6 protein-coding genes are annotated in these 17,827 nt (G+C 71.6%); 3 read left to right on the top strand and 3 right to left on the bottom strand.

Features of this window, described 5'->3' with window-relative positions:
• Nucleotides 1-14: 14 nt before the first annotated feature.
• Both ACFRCG_RS40635 and ACFRCG_RS40630 read right to left on the bottom strand, forming a co-directional pair.
• On the bottom strand, nucleotides 15-2,645 hold the full coding sequence (locus ACFRCG_RS40635) for a right-handed parallel beta-helix repeat-containing protein (protein WP_380041043.1): 2,631 nt from the start codon (nucleotides 2,643-2,645) through the stop codon (nucleotides 15-17).
• A complete protein-coding gene (locus ACFRCG_RS40630) occupies nucleotides 2,642-10,942 on the bottom strand; it encodes a hypothetical protein (protein WP_380041041.1) in 8,301 nt (2,766 codons plus the stop codon). The genes ACFRCG_RS40635 and ACFRCG_RS40630 overlap by 4 nt, the downstream gene beginning before the upstream one ends.
• Before the next feature lie 188 nt (nucleotides 10,943-11,130).
• Here ACFRCG_RS40630 and ACFRCG_RS40625 point away from each other — a divergent pair, with 188 nt between their 5' ends.
• The 3 genes from ACFRCG_RS40625 to ACFRCG_RS40615 are packed head-to-tail and all read left to right on the top strand — an operon-like array spanning nucleotide 11,131 to nucleotide 12,907.
• Nucleotides 11,131-12,153: a serine/arginine repetitive matrix protein 2 gene (locus ACFRCG_RS40625; protein WP_380041039.1), complete on the top strand. Its 1,023-nt coding sequence runs from the start codon at nucleotides 11,131-11,133 to the stop codon at nucleotides 12,151-12,153.
• A gap of 59 nt (nucleotides 12,154-12,212) precedes the next feature.
• A complete protein-coding gene (locus tag ACFRCG_RS40620; protein WP_078982172.1) occupies nucleotides 12,213-12,521 on the top strand; it encodes a hypothetical protein in 309 nt (102 codons plus the stop codon).
• Between the two features lie 50 nt (nucleotides 12,522-12,571).
• Entirely contained in the window at nucleotides 12,572-12,907 is a 336-nt protein-coding gene (locus tag ACFRCG_RS40615) for a WXG100 family type VII secretion target (protein ID WP_380041037.1), read from the top strand.
• 106 nt (nucleotides 12,908-13,013) lie between these two features.
• On the opposite strand, the gene ACFRCG_RS40610 is transcribed toward ACFRCG_RS40615, so the two are convergent.
• Complete coding sequence (locus ACFRCG_RS40610) at nucleotides 13,014-17,696, bottom strand: FtsK/SpoIIIE domain-containing protein (RefSeq protein ID WP_380041035.1); 4,683 nt, start codon at nucleotides 17,694-17,696, stop codon at nucleotides 13,014-13,016.
• Nucleotides 17,697-17,827: the final 131 nt, after the last annotated feature.

Raw genomic sequence — 17,827 nt, 5'->3', positions numbered from 1 at the left:
CCGACGAATCCCGGTCAATCGGAGCCCACCAATCGCGGCAGGTCCATGTCGTCCAGGACCATCAACTGCTGCGCGTCCGGAGCGTCGAGATCGGCCATCCGCATGGCCTGACGTTCCGTCATCTGCTGGAACACCTGCCGCGCGGTACGGCCGTTGCCGAACTGCGCGCCGCGCGGCATCGCGGTGAACAGCTCGCCGAGCGCCTTGCGCGCGGCGGTGCTGAGTTCGTAGCGGTGCCGGCCCGCGTGGTGTTCGACGATGCGTACCAGGTCGCCGGCCGAGTAGTCGTCGAACAGCAGGCTGCGGGTGAAGCGGGAGGACAGACCCGGGTTCGACGCGATGAACCGCTCCATCTCGTCCGGGTATCCGGCGACGATCACCACGACCTCGTCACGGTGGTCCTCCATGAGTTTGACGAGGGTCGCGACGGCCTCGCCGCCGAAGTCGTTCGCCACGCCGGCGGGCACGAGGGCGTACGCCTCGTCGATGAACAACACGCCGCCCCGGGCCCGATTGAACGACTCGGTCGTCTTGGGGCCGGTGTGTCCGACGTATTCGCCGACCAGGGCGCTGCGGTCGACCTCGACGAGGTGACCGCGCTCCAGCAGCCCGAGGGCCTTGAGCAGCCGGCCGTACAGGCGCGCGATGGTGGTCTTGCCGGTGCCGGGGTTGCCCGCGAAGACCAGGTGCCGGCTGAGCGGCGGCGCGGGCAGTCCGGCCTCCTGGCGCATGCGCACCGTCTGCATCAGCTTGACCATGCCGCCGACGTCGCGCTTGACGCCGCCGAGGCCGACGAGTTCGTCCAGTTCGGCGAGCAGGTCGTCCAGGGTCTCCGGCGGTGGCGGTGCCTCGCCGAGTTCGGCCAGGTCGACCACCGCCGGCGCGACGGGGGCGGGGCTCGCGCCGACCGGGGCGACCCCGCCGACCGGGGCCGGTTTCGTGGGCCGGGGCGGCGCGCCGGGGGTGCCCGGCGACGAGTCGGGCAGGGTCGAGGCCTCGACCCGGACGGACACGCAGTCCTCGAACACCGGGCGGGCGCCGTCGGAGTGGCCGACGTCGCGCGCGCAGTCGAAGATCCGGCAGCCGACGAACCTCGGCTCGGCGTCGCGGCCGATGTGCAGCGCGGGGTAGGCGCACGCCGAAAGGTCGCTGTGTTCGATCAGGCCGCCCGCACCGTCGCCGAACAGGATGCCGTTCTTACCCGTCCCGTCCACCCGGATGCCGCGCACCGTCGGAGTCGTGTCGCGCCCGAGCACCAATCCGCTGCCGGCGACGGCGAAGATGCCGCCGCCGTCCATGCGCAGCCGGGCACCGGACTCGACGCTGACCCCGGCGCTGCCGCTCTCGGCGATCCGGGTCGCGTACAGCGTGGCGACCGCGTCCGCCCCGATCTCCACGCCGGTGCGGCGGGATCGGCTCACCACACACTCGCGCAGTTCGGATTCGGTGGCCGAGCGCAGCCGAATGCCCGTCTCGCCGCCCTCGATCCGGGAGGCGACCATGGTCAACCCGGCCGCGTCGGCCACATGCACCCCGCACATGCCGGCGTCGGTGACGGTGAGGTCGGCGATCTGCGCCTCGGCGCCCGCGACCACCGCGAGGCCGTGTTCGTCGCTGCGGTCGAGTCGGCAACCGCCGACGCGGGCCCGGGAGTTCTCGCCGAGATGGACCGCGGTGAACCCGGAGCGGGTGACCAGCGACGCGGTCATCGTCACCTCGGAGACGCCGAGCGCGACGACGCCGTTGCCGGCCGGGGCCTCGATCCGGCAGCCGTCCGCGCTCAGGTGCGCCGCGCCGCCGGTGGCGATCGCGCTGGCCTTGGCGTCGGTGATCCGGCAGTCGTTCAGGTGTACGCGGGCCTCGTGTTCGGCCTGCACGCCGCTGCGACCCGCCGCGCGGATCCGGCAGTCGAGCATGCGCAGTTCGCCGCGGTCCTCGACCAGGGCGCCGTTGCGTCCGGCGCGGTCCAGCGTGCTGTCCAGGGCGAACAGCCGGGCGTCGCCGCGTACCCGCAGCGCCGAGCCGGAGGTGTCGCGTATCCGCAACCGGTCGGCGATCAGCACCGCGTGGTCCGACAGTGCCACGCCGATGCCGTCGATCGTCTCCACGAGCGTGTCCTCGACGCGGGCCCGGGCATCACCCGCCAGGACCAGCGCGCCGTGCCGGGCCCCGCGCAGCCGGCCGCGGCGGATCACCAGGACACCGCCGCCGGTCGGATCGCCGAGGTCGGCCTCCAGGGTGTCGGCGAACCCGAGTGCGGCGTTGTGCGCGGCGCCGGCCGTGCTCGTCGAGCCGACCACCTCCACCCGGCCCCGGTCGAGTTCGCATCCCTCCAGGGTCAGGCCCGCCGCGTCCTCCACCCGCACCACCGGCTCCGCCGGGTCGGCGCCGCGCAACACGAGGCCGCGGACCACGCAGTCGGGAGCGGCCGCGGTCAGCGCGACGCCGCCGGGCGCGCGGAGTACGACCGTGCCCGCGCCGTGCTCCGCGCGCAGCACCACCCGCCGCTCCAGGCGCAGCGCCTCCGGATACTCGCCGGGGGCGATCACGATCTCGGCGCCCGCGGGCGCGGCGGCGAGCGCGGCCCCGATGGTGCGCCGGTTCCGGCGGCCCCCGGGGTCGACGTGGATTGCCGTAGTGCTCATCCGCTACCCGTTCCCGATCCCGGCAGGAGGTTGTCGGACGACGTCCCGTCCGGTACATGGCCGATCCAACGTACGGTCGCGGGGCTGATCACCAGCAGGCCGAAGAGTTTCTCGACCATCTTGCCCAGCCCGCCGATCACGAAGATGTCCATCGGTCCCTGGCGGTGGATCCACCGGCTGCCCATCGAGTGCTGGATCAGCGCCCGTAGCGCGCCCACGGAGACGGTGCCGAGGACCCCGCCGACCGAGGAGGCCAGACCCGCCAACGCGGCGTCGCCGCCGGTGAGTTTGATGATCGCGCCGTCGGCGCCGCGGACCCCGAAGATCGCGGACTGTGCCGCGCCGCTGACGAACCCGGCCACCGAGCCGGTGCCCAGGCCCAGGGTGAACTCGTAGGTGCCGCCGCGCCAGCGCACCGGGCGCTCGTTCGCTCCCCACTCGGTGTTGTTACTGTCGTCGTTGGGCCGCCAACTCCCCGGCTGCCCGTAGTCGATGTTCGACCAGTACACCTTCCAGCCGCCCCGGTTGGCCGCCAGGTGCGCGGCGGCGACGGTGCCCTTGGTCATCGAGCTCAACGCGGCGCCGAACGCGGCGCGGCCGACGTCGACCATGCTCAGCCCGCCGCCGGAGAGCACCCGGACCATGGAGAGCACCACGAGGTTCACGGTGAAGTCGAGCAGGAACTCGTGGGTCATGTCGATGCCGACGGATTGGATGGCCCGAAGCATGAAGGGCTCCGGCACCACCTCGCCGTCCTTGGACGGCCCGTAGCCCCATCGGTTGGGTTCGCGGTAGGTGCGGTTCAGGGCGCGGTATTCGTTGGCGAGGCCGGTGAAGTGGGTCTCGCGACCGATGATGGCGGCGCCGTCGGCGTCGAACTCCTGGATGTAGCCGGGGATCGTGCGCTCGTTGATCACGGTGATGCCGTCGATGTCGTAGCGCCGCGCGTGCTTGTTGAAGTTGTTGATCTCCAGGAACGTGTCGTCCGCGAGTTTGATTTTCGTCTGCGCGATGATGCCCTGGTCGGACTCCTGCCACAGGTGCCGGTTGAACCGCGTCTCGGGGGTGGGGCGGAAGTCGCGGACCCGGAACGGGCTGTCGGTGAAGAAGTCCCGGAAGAAGTTGGTGGTTTTGCGCGCCGGGATCTCCTGGACGACCTGGTGGTCCAGGCTGGTGATCCGGTCGGACCAGCGGGCGCCCTTCTCCCAGCCGGGGAGCGGGTTGCCGTTGCGGTCGAACCAGTGCCGGACACGATCGCCGACACCGTCGCCGAAGTTCATCACGTTGTTGTTCGCGTCCAGCTTGTTCCAGTGCCAGACCTCGTTGCCCGCGGCGTCGACACCGCGCCAACCCTGGACGCTCAGGCCCTCGCCGAGTTGTCGGTGTTCGCGGATGAGGTTGCCGTTCGCGTCGAAGTCCTGGAACGATTCGCGGTCGAAGTGCCACGGCGTGATCTGCCGTTCGAACGCGGTGACGCGCTTGCCGCCGATGGTGGGGTCGAGCGCGTCGTGCCACCGGAACTCGCGCGAGTTGCGTCCCATGGTGCCGATGATGTCGACGCGTCCCACCCCGTCGGGCGTGGGGAAGGCGTCCATGCGGGCGACGACTACGCCGTGGTGGTCGTACCGGATCCAGTTCCCGGCGTGCGCGTCGATCAGGCCGCGGGTGTTGGCTCCCGCGCCTCCGGCGCCGCCGGCGGGCCTTGGCCGGTAGTCGATGAACGTGCCGTCGGACAGGCCGGTGCGCACCACCCGCCACTCCTTGGTGCCGGGGGAGTACCAGTCGCCGTCCTCCACGTCGTCGGTGATCCGGTCCTGCCAGGTGATCTGCCGATCACCCGTGCCCGGGGTGACGGCGAAGTCGCCCTCGTGGAAGGTGCGGTGGCCGTGCAGGCCGTCGGCGCCCTCGGTCCACGGCAGGTAGCCGGGGCGGTGAGCCACCTGCGCTCCGGCGACGTCGGGCAGCCGCACGTCGCCGACGGTGAGGGTGTCGCCGTTGTGCAGGGGGCGCACCTCGCGGACGATGTCGCCGGTGTGCGCGACGTCGATGACCGTCTTGTTGTTGCTGATGAACTGTACGCCGTGTCCTTCCGGACCGCCGCCGGCCGGCTCCTGCTTCCAGGTGCCCACGCGCAGCCGGTTGTCCTGGGCCAGCCACGGGTGCCGGGTGAGGTCGGCGGCGCGGAACTCGCCGCTGAACATGTTGCGGAAGAACACGGGGGGTCGCTGCTCGGCGAAACGTTCGAACTTGAGGAAGTCGCCGTTGTGCAGCGTCTTGCCGAGCCCGTTGACGTTGCCGTCGGCGTGCCGGGAGACCCAGTCGCGTGAGGGGACACCGTCCGGTCCCAGTTCGAGCTGGTGGTAGCGGCGCACGTCGTGCAGGCCGAATTGGAAGCGGCCGAACTTCTTCTGGGCGGTGACGATCTCGTTGGTGATCGGGTGGTGCATGGTGTCGGTCCAGCCGCGCCCGAGGCCGGAGTCCCAGTGCCGGTCGCCGGACGCGATGGCCCGGAAGTCGGCGTCGAAGCGCACCCACCTGGTGTCGGCGGCGAACCCCTGGGTCGCCGGCAGATGGCGCAGATCGGCCAGCACGTGCCCGCCGTCCGCGCTGAGCTGGAAGTGCCGGATCCGCACGTCGAAGCCGAACACGCTCTTGACGTCGAACCAGCTGCGGGTGCTCTCGCCCCAGTGCCGGGTGCCGTCGTGCACGAGGTTGCCGTCGATGTCGAACTCGGCCCACCGACCCCGCTGATTGACCAGACTGAACGTGCCCAGCGAGGCGGACGAGTGGTGGGCGTCGAGGATGCCGCCCTCGGGCAGGACACGACGTTCGAACACGGTGACCTTGAGGTGGCTGATCAGGTGCACGTGGCCGGCGTCCGCCCCCTTCGTGTCCACCACGCCGCCTTCGAACCACTTCGGTCGGCCCGGCGTGGGGACACGGATGCCGTGGGCGTCGGTGCGTATCAGCGACCACGTGGCCTCGCCGCCGCCCGCCGGATACGTGACCTCGAAGTGCCGGTTCGGGTCGATGCCGCCCCGGGCGCCGACGATGTCGATGCGCTGGAACTCCAGGCGCCCGCCCGGGTCGAACCGCTGGAACTCGCCGGCGCGCGTGCCGACACCGCCGATCCGGTATCCGCCGCCGGGCTCCGGGGTCGCGCGCAGGCCCGGGAGGTGGTCGAGATGGCCGCTCAGGACCCGCAGATCGCCCGGTGTGGTGCTGAGGAACCGGGTGTGCAGGGGGTCGCCGATGCGGGCGTCGGACAGCCCGATCATGTCGAACCGGTGGACCCCCGCGCCGTCGTCCACCCGGAACACGGTGATGCCGCCTTCCTCGGTCACCGGGCGCGTGGTCACGTGGAAGTCGAGGCGGCCGTTCGGGCCGAACAGACGGAACTCGCCGTCGGCGCCGCCGACCCGGAACCCGCCGCCGGGGCGGATGTGCACGGTGGTGTTCGCGATGTCGGCGAGCGTGTCGTCGACCAGGGTGTGCGCCCCGCCGGGGTGTACCCGGACGAGTTGCGACAGGTCGACGCCGTCCACGCCGGTCAGGCGCAACACCTGGAACTCGAACGCGCCGGTGGCGGAGAACCCCCGGACCATGCCGGTGTCCCCGTGGATGACCCGGAGTGTGCCGTCGGGGCGGGCGACCACCGAGAATCCGAGGTTGTGGCCATCGGCGCCCTTGAGCACGGGCAGCGGGCCGGGCGCCGCCGCCCCGGCGACCGGGGCCGGGGTGAAGACGAACTCGTGTGTCGCGGCGCCGTCGGCCCCGCGCAGGCCGACCACGTCGTAGCGGTGTGCGCCGCGCATGTCCACGACGACGTGGCCGGTGCCGTCGCCGATCCGGAATCCGCCGCCCGTCGTCGCCCCCTGCCGCACGAACCCCTCGGTGATGATCCCCGGTTGGCGTACGACGTGTGCGTCGGGGACGGCGGCGAGGTGCCCGTCGACGAGCGTGTCTGTGCCGCGTTCGACGCGCACGAACCGGCCGTCGAACGGGCCGCCGCTCAGGTGGGTCGCGTCGTAGCGGTGCGCGCCGTCGAGACCGTGCGCGGTGAACGACCCGTCGGGGTCGGTGAGGCGCCACTCGTCGCCGGCGCGGGTGACGGTGAGGTTCGTGTCGGGTAGGCCGCTTTGGTCGCTCGGGTGCGGTACGGGGACGTCGGGGGTGCCCACCGGGGTGTGCACGAACCGTCCGGCCGCGGGACCGCCGGTCAGCGTGAGCGTGTTGTGGGTGTGCGCACCGACGTTGTTCACGACGATCTTGCCACCGGGGTGATCCACCAGGTATCCGCCGCCGTGTTGGGGGGTGACGGTGGCGCCCGGCACGATCCGGCCGTCGCCGTGCACCAGTCGCGGCGCTTCGCCGGCGGCGTCGGGCAGTCGGATGAAGCCGCCGGGCGCGCCGCCGCCGGTCAGCGGCAGCGCGTCGTGCGAGAACGCCCCTCCGGGGGTGTACACCCGCACCACGTGGGGCTGCCCGCTCGTGCCGGTGACGTGGAACGTGTTGTCGACGGTGCCCACGTGCGCGGTCGTGGACGGCGTGCCGTCATCGGCGCGCAGGTGCGGCAGCCGGTCGGGGCCGCCGACCGGGGTGAACACGTGCAGGCCCGTCCCGGCGCCGCCGCCGGGGGTGGTGAGGGTCACCACGTCGTGGGCGCGGGCGCCGCCGGCGTCGACGTGGAACCGGCCGCCGGGGTGCTCGATCCGGAACTCGTTGCCGATCTGGCGGATGACGTTCGTGTCGGGAACGGGCCGGCCGTCGGCGTGGGCGATCAGGGGCGTGTCCACGTGCGGCGAGCGGATGTGGCCGCCGGCCAGGCCCAGGCGGTCGATGCCGGTCAGCGGCAGCGAGTTGTGCGAGAAGCGGCCGTCGGCGCCGAAGACCCGCACGGTCGGACCGGTGCCGGTCGGGACGACGTGGAGCATGCCGCCCGCGTGTTCCGGCACGGTGACGACGCCGAGTGTCCGGGCGGCGTCGGGGCCGACGAGGGCGCGCGCGCCGCCGCCGTCCGGGGTCAGTACGTGCAGCGCCAGGGGGTGGCCGTTGGAGCCGATCAGGCGCAGGCCGGTGCCCGACGGGGTACCGGTCGCCGGGTCGTAGAGCCGGAAGCCGCCGGGTGCGGGTACGACGATGCCCGCGTCGTTGAACCGCACGGGCGGCCCGCCCGCGTTCAGGATGTCGCCTTCGTCGTCGAAGTGGGTGACCCCGAGGGTGCGGTTGTCCGGATCGACATGGATCGCGACCAGGGTGTCGCCGTGTTCGCCGCCGGTGAGGGTGATGCGCCGCTCGATGCGGTCGAGCCGCCCGCTCTCGCCCGACACGTCGAAGTCCCAGCGGCGCACCTCGACGTTCGCCACGACCTGCCGCTCGACCCGCACGATGTCGTTCCCGGCCGGGCCGGTCACGCGCGAGGGGGTCAGGTGCGCCGCGTCCGCGCCGCCGGTGATCCGGATGCCCTCGATGCCGCCGCCGTCGCCGACGCGGTACTCCAGGCGCGTGCCGGACAGCCCAGGGATGTCGACGACACGCTGCCCGGGGCCGGCGACGGCCGGCACGGTGGACCCGGTGGTGGTGACGTGCGGGAGGCGGGGGGTGGGCAGGGTGGTCAGCTCGACGGCCTGCCCGGGGACGGGGCCGGTGACGTGGGTGTCGATGATCTGGTCGTCGAGGAGGCGATGGTTGTTCGCCGCGCTCAGCTCGTAGTCCCAGCGTTGGGTGCCGCCGTCCCCGAGGTCGCGTTCGATCCGCAACACTTCCCGGTCGCCGACGGTGATGTGGTTCGCCGAGATGTCGGTGCGACCGCCGGGATCGATGTGGATGTCGACGGTACGGCCGGCCTGCGTGCTCGGCAGGACCCGTACCTCGATGCCGTTCAGGCCGGGGATCGTGCGGAACGTGTGCGCGAAGTCGTAGCTCGCGCCCCGCATCATGAACACATTGAGGTCGTGGGTCGCCCCGTTCGCCGGGACGAAGTGCGCGCCGCCGGTGAGGCCGCCGGACACGGTCGGGACACCCGGCAGGCCGCCCGGCGTGGTGTGGACCACCGGCCCCGACGCCGGGCCGCCGAGGACCACCCGGCTGCCGTTGAGGTCGATGTGCGTGCCGGTGCCGCCCAGGCCCTGGACTCCCTTGACCTCGACCCCGCTCGCGCCGGGCCCCACCAGTGAGGTCTCGCCGTCGGCGCCGGTACGCAGACCGCCGAGGTGGGGCGAGTTCACGTCGGCCACGTGGATCGGCGCGCCGGTGTGGGCGGTCGCCGGCTGGGCGATCACGGGCAGGCCGCCGACATTGGGCGTCGCGACGTGTCCGAGGGCGCCGACGCCGGTCACCGAGGGGACCGTGACGTGGCCGGTGTTCGGCATCGCGCCGACGTTCGGCGTCTGGATGTGCGAGGTGAGCGGGAGGGCGCCGACTCCGGAGACGTTGACGTTCGGCAGGGCCGGCGTGGTGACGTCCGGCATGGCGACGTGGCCCGGCTGCGGGAGGGCGACGGTGCCGAGGCCGTCGAGCCCGGTGTGCGTGTTCGTTCCGGGCGTGGGCAGGTCGTGCACCAGCGCGCTCGATCCGGGCAGGCCGAGTTGGATCTTGCCGGCCACCCCGGCGCCGACGGTGTCCAGGTTCGGGACGCTGATGTGGCCGAGCGCGGGCGGCAGCGCGTGGACGCCGGTGGCGCCGAGGGCGGTGATCCCCTGCGGGACGGAGAAGTTGCCGGTGAGGTGGGTCAGGCCCAACCCGGTGAACGAGAACGAGGGGATGTCGGCGATCCTGGCGCCGACTCCGGGAAGGTGGGTGAGCGCGTTCAGTCCGCCCAGGTCGTTGATGAAGGTGCCCGGGCCGGGGAGGTTGCCGACGTGGAAGCCGGTGCCGAACGTGTTCAGCGACGGCAGGTTGATCACGTCGAAGTGACCGAAGCCGTTGGCGAACTTCGTGGACAGCGGCGGCATGTCGAACGCGCCGCCGAGCGGGCCCGAGTGCACCGAGTCGAACGAGCCCAGGTGCATGTTGGGCAGCTTGATCAGATCGCCGCCGTGCCCGAACGCGTTGAACCCGGCGTTGGCGCCGGCGGAGATTTTGGAACCCGCGCCGATGAACTTGCCGTCGATGAAGGCGCCGTAGCGGTACATGCCGAACATGCCGCGGTCGATGAAGCCGATCCGGAAGGCCAGTCCCAGGCCGTTGGGCATCTCGTCGGCCGCCACCGGCAGGAACAGCCGCAGTCCCTTGAAGCCGCTCAGGCCGTGCGCGATGGAGGTGCCCAGATTCTTGAACGTGTTGAGCGTGGTCGCCACCGCGCGCAGTCCGAAGAACGTCTTGGCGCCGGCCAGGTTGATCACGGTGAGTTCGGCGGCGAGGGGGAAGAACTTGAGGCCGCCGCCCAGTTTCGCGAAACCGGGCCCCATGGTCAGGAGAGGACCCAGTTTCAGTCCCTGTGCGCCGCCCCTGATCCACGCGCCCGCCGCGGCCACCGCGTCGTCGATGCCCAACCCGACCCGGCCGAACAGGCCGAACGAGTTGGCGCCGCCGCCGAAGAAGTTCTTGGTACCGGTGATACCGCGTCCGCCGATGCCCTTGATGCCGCTCCACAGCTGACCCAGGTGCAGGCCCTTGGTCGTGGGCGCGATCATGCCCAGGATGCCCAGCACGAGCTGGGTGACGCTCGCCTTGCCGTGCGCGAAGTCGATCGCCGTCTTGATCAGGAGCGCGACGTTGAGGGCGATGCTGAGCAGCGCGAGCGGGCCGCCGATGAAGATCGCGGGAATGGCCAGGATCATCGCGATCCAGCCGAGCGCCTTCCAGAACTCCTCGCACTCGTCCACGGGGGAGGCGATGGACTGGCCGGCGGCCATGATCTTGCGCGCTGCGGTGTCGGCCGCGGTGGACAGGATCGACTTGGCGTCCTCCGCGGTGGTCTTGTGTGCGGCCCGCCCCTCCTTGTCGTCCTCGGACAGCGCGGCGGCGGCGGACAACGCGGTGTCCGCGCGGTGTTGCTCGTGACGCATCACGCCGACGTAGGCGGTCAGCGCGGTGCGTACGTCCTCGTGGGCCTTCTTGAACGTGGAGATGTAGTTGCGCAGATTCCCGTCGATGACACCGCGCAGCGCCTCGGCCGTCTTGCCGACGAAGATCACGCTGGAGGTGTTCTTGACCTCGGTCAGACCGCTGTCGATGGTCTTGGCCAGCTCGACGAACGCCAGTTCCGCGGCGATCACACGGTCGATCCGGTCGGCGTCGCCGGGAGTCGGATCGTTGTCGAGGCCGAGCGCACTCCAGTCCCCGGGACGAGCCATCGAAGCGCCTCTCTCGCTCGATTCGTGCAACCACGGCGCTCTTTTGTACGCGCCATCGGTTCGCCGGGTTCATTGTTCCTCGCGACAATCTCGGTTGAACCCACGATGGTTGCGGCGCGTACAGAAATGGGAGCGGTTCGCGGCGCGAGCCCGCACCACGCGAGTCGGGCAAGGAACAGGAGGGCCGAATGGCGGATTTCGCCATCGACTACACCAACCTGCACGAGATCAATACCAAGCTCAGGGAACTCGCCAAGCAGGCCGATTCGGGCTCCGGTGGGGCGTTTCGCGAGCTGGGCGAGGCCGGCGCCGCCGAGCGCCGCGCGGCCCTGGGCACCTCCGGCCTGTCGACCTCGTTCAACAGCTTCTATCACCACTCCAAGTCCCGTACCGCCAAGGCCAAGGAGGGGCTGAACAAGCTCGCCGACAGCTTCAAGGCGGTATCCGACCTCTTCTTCGACCAGGACTCCAGGATCTCCGGCTCGGCGGGACTGATCACCACCGGCCTGGGCATCGACCAATGGCGCAACACCAAGGCCGCGCACGACAAGTGGCTCGCGGACAAGGCCAAATGGGACGACTACCTGGCCTCGATCGGCGCCACCCAGTACTTCCGCGATCACCCGAACGAGAGCATCCGACACGTATGCCACGATCCGGAGGCGCCCGCGTGGTGTGCCGCCTGGATCGCCAAGGGCGAGGACAGCGCACCCCCCAAACCCGGCGACGAGCCCCCCAAGCCCAGTGACAAGCCGCCGACTTCGCACCACTACGAGGACGAGCACGGCAAGATCGACGTGAGTGTCGAGTTGGACAAGGACAACAACATCGTCAAGGAGACGTCGAAGATCACCAATCCGCAGGGGCAGACCTACGAGACGACCACCACGTACAAGGGTCCCCCGGAATGGGTCGACGACGTACCGGGCGCGGGCAAGGACGGAAAGCCGGGCCGGATCGACGTCCGCGACTACTCGATCACCACCACGTTGAGCGACGGCACCACCAGCACGTCGGACTTCACCATCAACAAGGACGGCAGTGGCACCATGATCAGCCACTCCGGGAAGACGACCGAGCACTACATTCGCGACGGACCCAAGGGCGAGTGGAAGCGCGATCCCAAGTACGCCGACGAGGACGCCGGCCGGGACGGTACCGAAAAGGGCGGGGGCGTGCAGAAGCCGCCGCCCGGAGGCAAGATCAACTGACGCCCGCCGCACCGTCGTTCGTGACGACCCACCCCGAATCGTTCCCGAGGAGACCCACCATGGGCGCCAACATCAAACTCACCTACTCCGAGATCACCCGGGTGTCCAACCTCCTGGACAACAGCGTCGAGCACACGCTCGTGCCCCGGATGAAGGAGGCCAAGACCGAGGTCGACAACGTGCTGACCACCAACCTCGTGCTCGTCAAGGCCAGTCCCGCGCTCCAGGCGCAGTACGAGAAGTTCAGCACGGCGCTCCAGGCCGCGACGGAAAGCATCAAGGGCTACGCGCAGCAGTTCCGGCAGATCATGCAGTCGGTCCAGGACATGGACAAGGACATCGCCGACAAGGTCAACTCCTCCCAGTAGCGGCCCGCCCGCACGTCCCCACCCGACACCCGAACCCCTCGGAGGACCCGATGGCCGACATCAAGGTCGATTACGACGAGATCCGCAGCGCCGCCACCCGGATGGGCGCCAAGCTGACCGACATCTCCAAGGAGCTCGGCGACCTGGAGCACCAGGTCGCCACCCTGCTCCACGACGGCCTGGTGTTCGAGAAGGCCAGCCCCGCCCTGCAGGAGGCTTACAACACCTTCAGCACGCAGATGAAGAACTCGGCGGGCAACATCCAGGCCTACGCCAAGAACTTCACCGACATCGCCGACTCGCTGAGCAGCTCCGACACCAAGCTGATGGGCGACATCAACGCCGCCATCGCGAAGATGAAGGCGGAAGCGGCGGCGCACAAGTAGTCGCCGGCCGGCCCCGCTTCGGGTGGGGCGCCGCGCCGGGGCCGGTCGGCACGTCCCGCGAGTCCCCAGTGGACGGGAGAGTGCCGACGGGCCCCGGCGCCGCCGGTCAGCCGTCCAGGACCGTCAGCGGCACCTGGACCGCGATCGCCGCGCCCGAGTCGCCCGCGGTCCAGCCCCGGCCCGGCCCGAGCGGCGTGCGCACCTGCTCGGCGGACAGCCGGGCCCCGATCAGGTCCGCCTCGCCGAGCGTCTTGGGCCCGAGCAGCAGGCCGCGCCGCGAACGCCGGGCCATGCCGACCCAGCCCAGCGAACTCATCGACTCGGCCAACCCGGCCAACAACAGCCCCTGACCGTGGTCCCGGCCCGACGTCGCGATCCGGCGCAACACCGAGTCGGCGGCGCAGGCCAGCATCAGATCGGCGTCGTCCACCACGACCACCACCGGATGCTCGCGCACCGAGGTCAACGCCTCCACCAGCGCCTCCGGCTCCGGATCGGGGTCGGCGAGCACCTGCGCCAGGCCGTGCGCGGACAACTTGCGCAACTGCGAGTCGCGCGGGGTGAGAACGACCAACCGGGTGCCGCCCATCAGCAGCGACACACACATCGCGGCCAGTGCCGTGGTGCGCCCGCTGCGCGGCGGCCCGGCGACCATGAACGACCCGCCGCCGTCCGCGAAGTCGTAGGTCAACGGAGCCACCGCGTCGCCGCCCACACCCAGCAGCGCGTGGAACGGCTTGCGCAGCGACCGCGGCATCCGGTCGTGCGCCTCCTGGAAACCGATCAGCGTCGGCATCTCGTTGACCCGGAACGGACGCCGTACGTCCGGCACCGTGCTGTCGCGAACGGTCGCCCGCCGACCCAACTCCCGCATCGCCTCGGCCTGATCGCTCTGGTCGTTCGCCGACGGGTCCTCCCCGTCGACGGCCGCCGCCACCGGCGCCTCCGCGATCGACGGCAACAACGCGATCTGCGCCTCGATCGCCCCCGGCGCGAGCCAACCCCGCCCCGGCGCCACCGCCGCCGGGATGCTGTTGCGGGGCATCCCGATGAGCGTGTAGTCGCCCGGGTCGGTCTGGCGCAGCAGCAGCCGATGGTCGTTGTGCGCGGCCAGGCGCCCGCCGAGCAACAGCCGCTCCGACGTGGCGATCACATGGATCCCGGCACCCTGGCCCTCGCGCAGGAGCCGCACGACGTCGGCGTACAACCGGCCGCCGTCGTAGTCGTCGAGCATGGTGCTCAGCGCGTCCCAGCCGTCCACCATGAGCACCAGGTGCGCGGGTCGTTGATCCTTGCCCACCCTGCCCCGGAGTTCGGTGACGTCCGCGCAGTCGTGCCGGGCGATCAGCCGCTGCCGAAGCGTCAGTTCGGCGGTCAGCCGGTTGATCAGCCGCTCCATGCGCTCCGCGTCGTGGCGCGAGACGACCGCGCCGCAGTGCGGCAGCGCCTCCAACACGCTCAGGCCCCCGCCGGCCGCGTCGATCGCGTAGATGTGCAGATCGGAGCACGGGATGGTGAGCGCCGCCGCGCCCGCGATGGTGCGCAGCACCTGGGTGCGGCCGGAGCGCGGTGCGCCGATGACGTACAGGTGGCCGAAGGACGCGAAGTCGATCGCGGCCAGCCGCCGGGCCTGCAACTGCGGGATGTCGAGCAGGGCGTAGGGGACCATCGGCAGTGCGCCGGGCGCCGGTTCCGGGATGGCGGGCAACTCGTCCAGCCGCATGCGGTCGTCCATCGGCGGCAGCCAGGGGCTGGGCTGCGGCCGGAAGTCGGGCAGTCGGTCGGCGGCTTCGCACAGCGCGTCCACCAGGGCGCGCAGGTCCGTCGGCAACTCCTCGGACTGCCCGGTCGTCGGGTCGTCGTGCGGGCCGAAGTGCGCCTCGGGACCCGTGTCCATGTCGTTCTCGACGTCGGCTTCGGCTTCGGAGAAGTCGAGCGGGCGGCCCAGGCGCTGCCAGCCGAGCCGGATGCCGCGCACCGGCCGGGACGCGGCGGCCTTGGTGACCGAAGTCGGCACCGCGCCGGGGCGTTCCGCGCCGACGAACGCGGTCTGGAACGGCGTGGGCGGGCCCTCGCCGCGGCGGACCAGGGCCCGTCCCGGGTTGTTCGGCGAGATGCCGGCGGCCTCGATGCCGTCGATGATGTCCTGGCTCTCCGAGCGGTCGGTCACCCGCAGCGCCATGCGCAGGTTGGTGTTGGCCTTGATCTCGTTGCTGACCGAGCCGCCGGGCCGCTGGGTGGCCAGCAGCAGATGCAGGCCCAGCGAGCGGCCGCGCTGGGCGAGGCTGATCAAACCGGGCACGAAGTCCGGCAGTTCGCGGACCAGGGTGGCGAACTCGTCGATCACCAAGAGCAGTCGAGGCAGCGGCGCCAGGCGCGGATCACGCGCGCGCTTGATCCGGTACTCGGTGTGGTCCTTGGCCTCGACCTCGTTCAGGACCGTCTCGCGGCGGCGGAGTTCGGCGTCGAGGGAGGCCAGCGCGCGTTTGACGAGGTGGCCGTCGAGGTCGGTGATCATGCCGAGGGTGTGCGGGAGTTCGGCGCATTCGCGGAACGCGCTGCCGCCCTTGTAGTCGACCAGCACGAAGGTCAACTCGTCCGGCCGGTTGACCGCGGCCAACGACGCGATCATCGTCTGCAGGAGTTCCGACTTGCCCGATCCGGTGGTGCCGCCGATCAGGCCGTGCGGGCCGTCGCGGACCAGGTCCAGGCGCAACACGCCCTCGTACCCGCTGCCCAGGACGAACGTGGTGGACGCCGGGCGGCGCGCCCAGGCCCGGAGCAGCACCTCGGCGTCCGGCGGTTCCTGGCCGATCAGCGGCAACAGCGCGACCTGGGCGGGCAGTCCGGAATCGCTCTCCACCGTGACGTCGAGCACCGGCGCGAGGGCGCGCGCGACCTCCTCGCACCAGGCGGGGTCGACCAGGTCGGCCCGGATGCCCTTCACCTCCGGCACGTGTGACGCCTTCAGGTCGAGTCGGCCGCCGTTCGCGGTCACCACCGCCGTGCACTCCTCCGGCAGCAGGTGTTCGCGCTCCTCCAGGCACAGGCTGAACACGCGCACGGCCGGGCCGTTCGTCAACACGTCGATCATGCCCGGCACATCGCGCAGGCGGCGGGCGCCGTCCAGGATCACCAGCACGTCGGGCTCGCGTTGCAGGGTCGGGCCGAGCGCCGACTGCGAGGAGTCCATGCGGGTCTGCACGTCGGCGATCAACTCGTTGACCCGGTGTGCGGTGCTCTCCGGATCGGTGCCGAGGGCCACCACCGCGGCGCCGGGGCGGCCGGGACGCAGGTGCGGCAGCCATCGGACCCACTGCCAGGCGTCGGCGTGTTCGTCCTCGGTCAGCACGACGACGCGCACGTCGCGCGGGCTGTGCAGGACGGCGGTCTGGATCACCGCCCAACTCGCGATCCGGCGCGGCAACTCCCCGGAGGCGCCGATCCCGACCACCCCGAAGGCGGTCATCTCGACCCCGAACGGCACGTCCGCGATCCGCCAGTTGACGTTGCGGTAGTGGTTCTCCCGCGCCTGGTCGTCGATGCTCTTCAGGGACGCGCGGGTGAGTGTGCCCAGTCGGATGGTCAGGTGGTCGGAGTCGCGCCGCCGGCGCTGCCACAGGGCCAGGCCCGGGCCGGTCGCGGTCAGCAGCAACGCCGCCGGATCCGGGAACGTCGAGTTGCGCAGCCCGCGTTCCTCGACGGTCGCGCGGCGCATCTCGGCTTCGAGGGCCGACCGGCGGATGCGATAGACCCGCTTCGCCTCCTGGTAGTCCCGGCGACCCGTGCGCTTGCCGGAGATCCAGTTGCCGACCGCCATCAGCGGCGTGAAGAACACGAAGATGACGAAGAACAGGCTTCGGAACAGGAACATCATCGCCAGGCCCATCAGGAGCGGGGCGATCATCATCAGGAACGGGAACGGGCGTTTGCTGTTGTCCGTCGGCGGACCCATCATGCGGATCGACTCGGCGTCCAGGTGCGGCGCGATGCGCGGCGGCCGGTTGTACTCGATGCCGAGGCCGTCCGGGGCCGGGCGTACCGCGGCCTCGGGTTCCTCCGGCGGGCCCGGGCGCAGCAGGTGCTCGCCGAGGGACAGGTCGGCGTAGGTCGGCCAGGGCAGCGAGCCGTCGTCGAGTGCCGGCAGTCGGCCGACGGGCGGCAGCGGCGGCTGTACGGGTTGTCCGTCCGGACCCGTGGGCGGGGGCTCGGTCGAGTGGCCGCCGGGCCCGCCCTCCTGCGTGCCGGCGGGCTCCTCGGTGGAGAGCGGCGTGCCGGTGATCGGGTCGACGGGCGGCGGCGGGGTGAGGCTGCGCAGGCCGCAGTCGCCCTCGTCGGCGTCGTCCGGGAGGGCGACGGTGAGGGAGCCGTCCGTGCCGACCGTGATCCAGGTGCCCTGTGCGGGGGCGCCGCCGCCGTCCAGGCGCAACGCGCACGCCCGATCGGTGCCGACCTCGTGCCGGCCGGGGCCGAGCCGCCACACCCGGCCCGCGCCGGGGCCCGAGACGTGCCGCACGGTGACCAGGACCGGATCGGACCCGGGCGGTCGCCACGCCCGGGTCGCGGTCGCGGTCGGCGCGGGAGCGCCGAGACCGATCACCGCGCCGGCGCGGATGCCGCTCGCGCCCACGCGCGCGTCGGGATTGAGCCGCCGATCACCCAGGAACAGATCGGCGGCGCCCAGCACCGACCCGAGGTCGGCGACGGTCGCCGCATCGGGCACGTCCAGCAGGTGATCGGAGCGCCGGCCCTGCGGATCGGTGGTGGTGAGAGCGAGATTCACGGGCATGCAACTCTCTCGCGGGGTGGGGGAGGGGGTACGGACCCCGCCGCGCCCCCGCGGGGGGGTGCGGGGGGGGGGGGGGGGCGCGGGGGGGCGGCGCCGCGGGGCTCGGCGGCGAGGGCCGCGCCCGCCCGGTC

Source organism: Embleya sp. NPDC056575 (assembly GCF_042793325.1).
GTDB lineage: Bacteria > Actinomycetota > Actinomycetes > Streptomycetales > Streptomycetaceae > Embleya.
The sequence above is the reverse complement of the archived record's forward strand: the minus strand, read 5'-3'. Positions and strand labels throughout refer to the sequence as shown.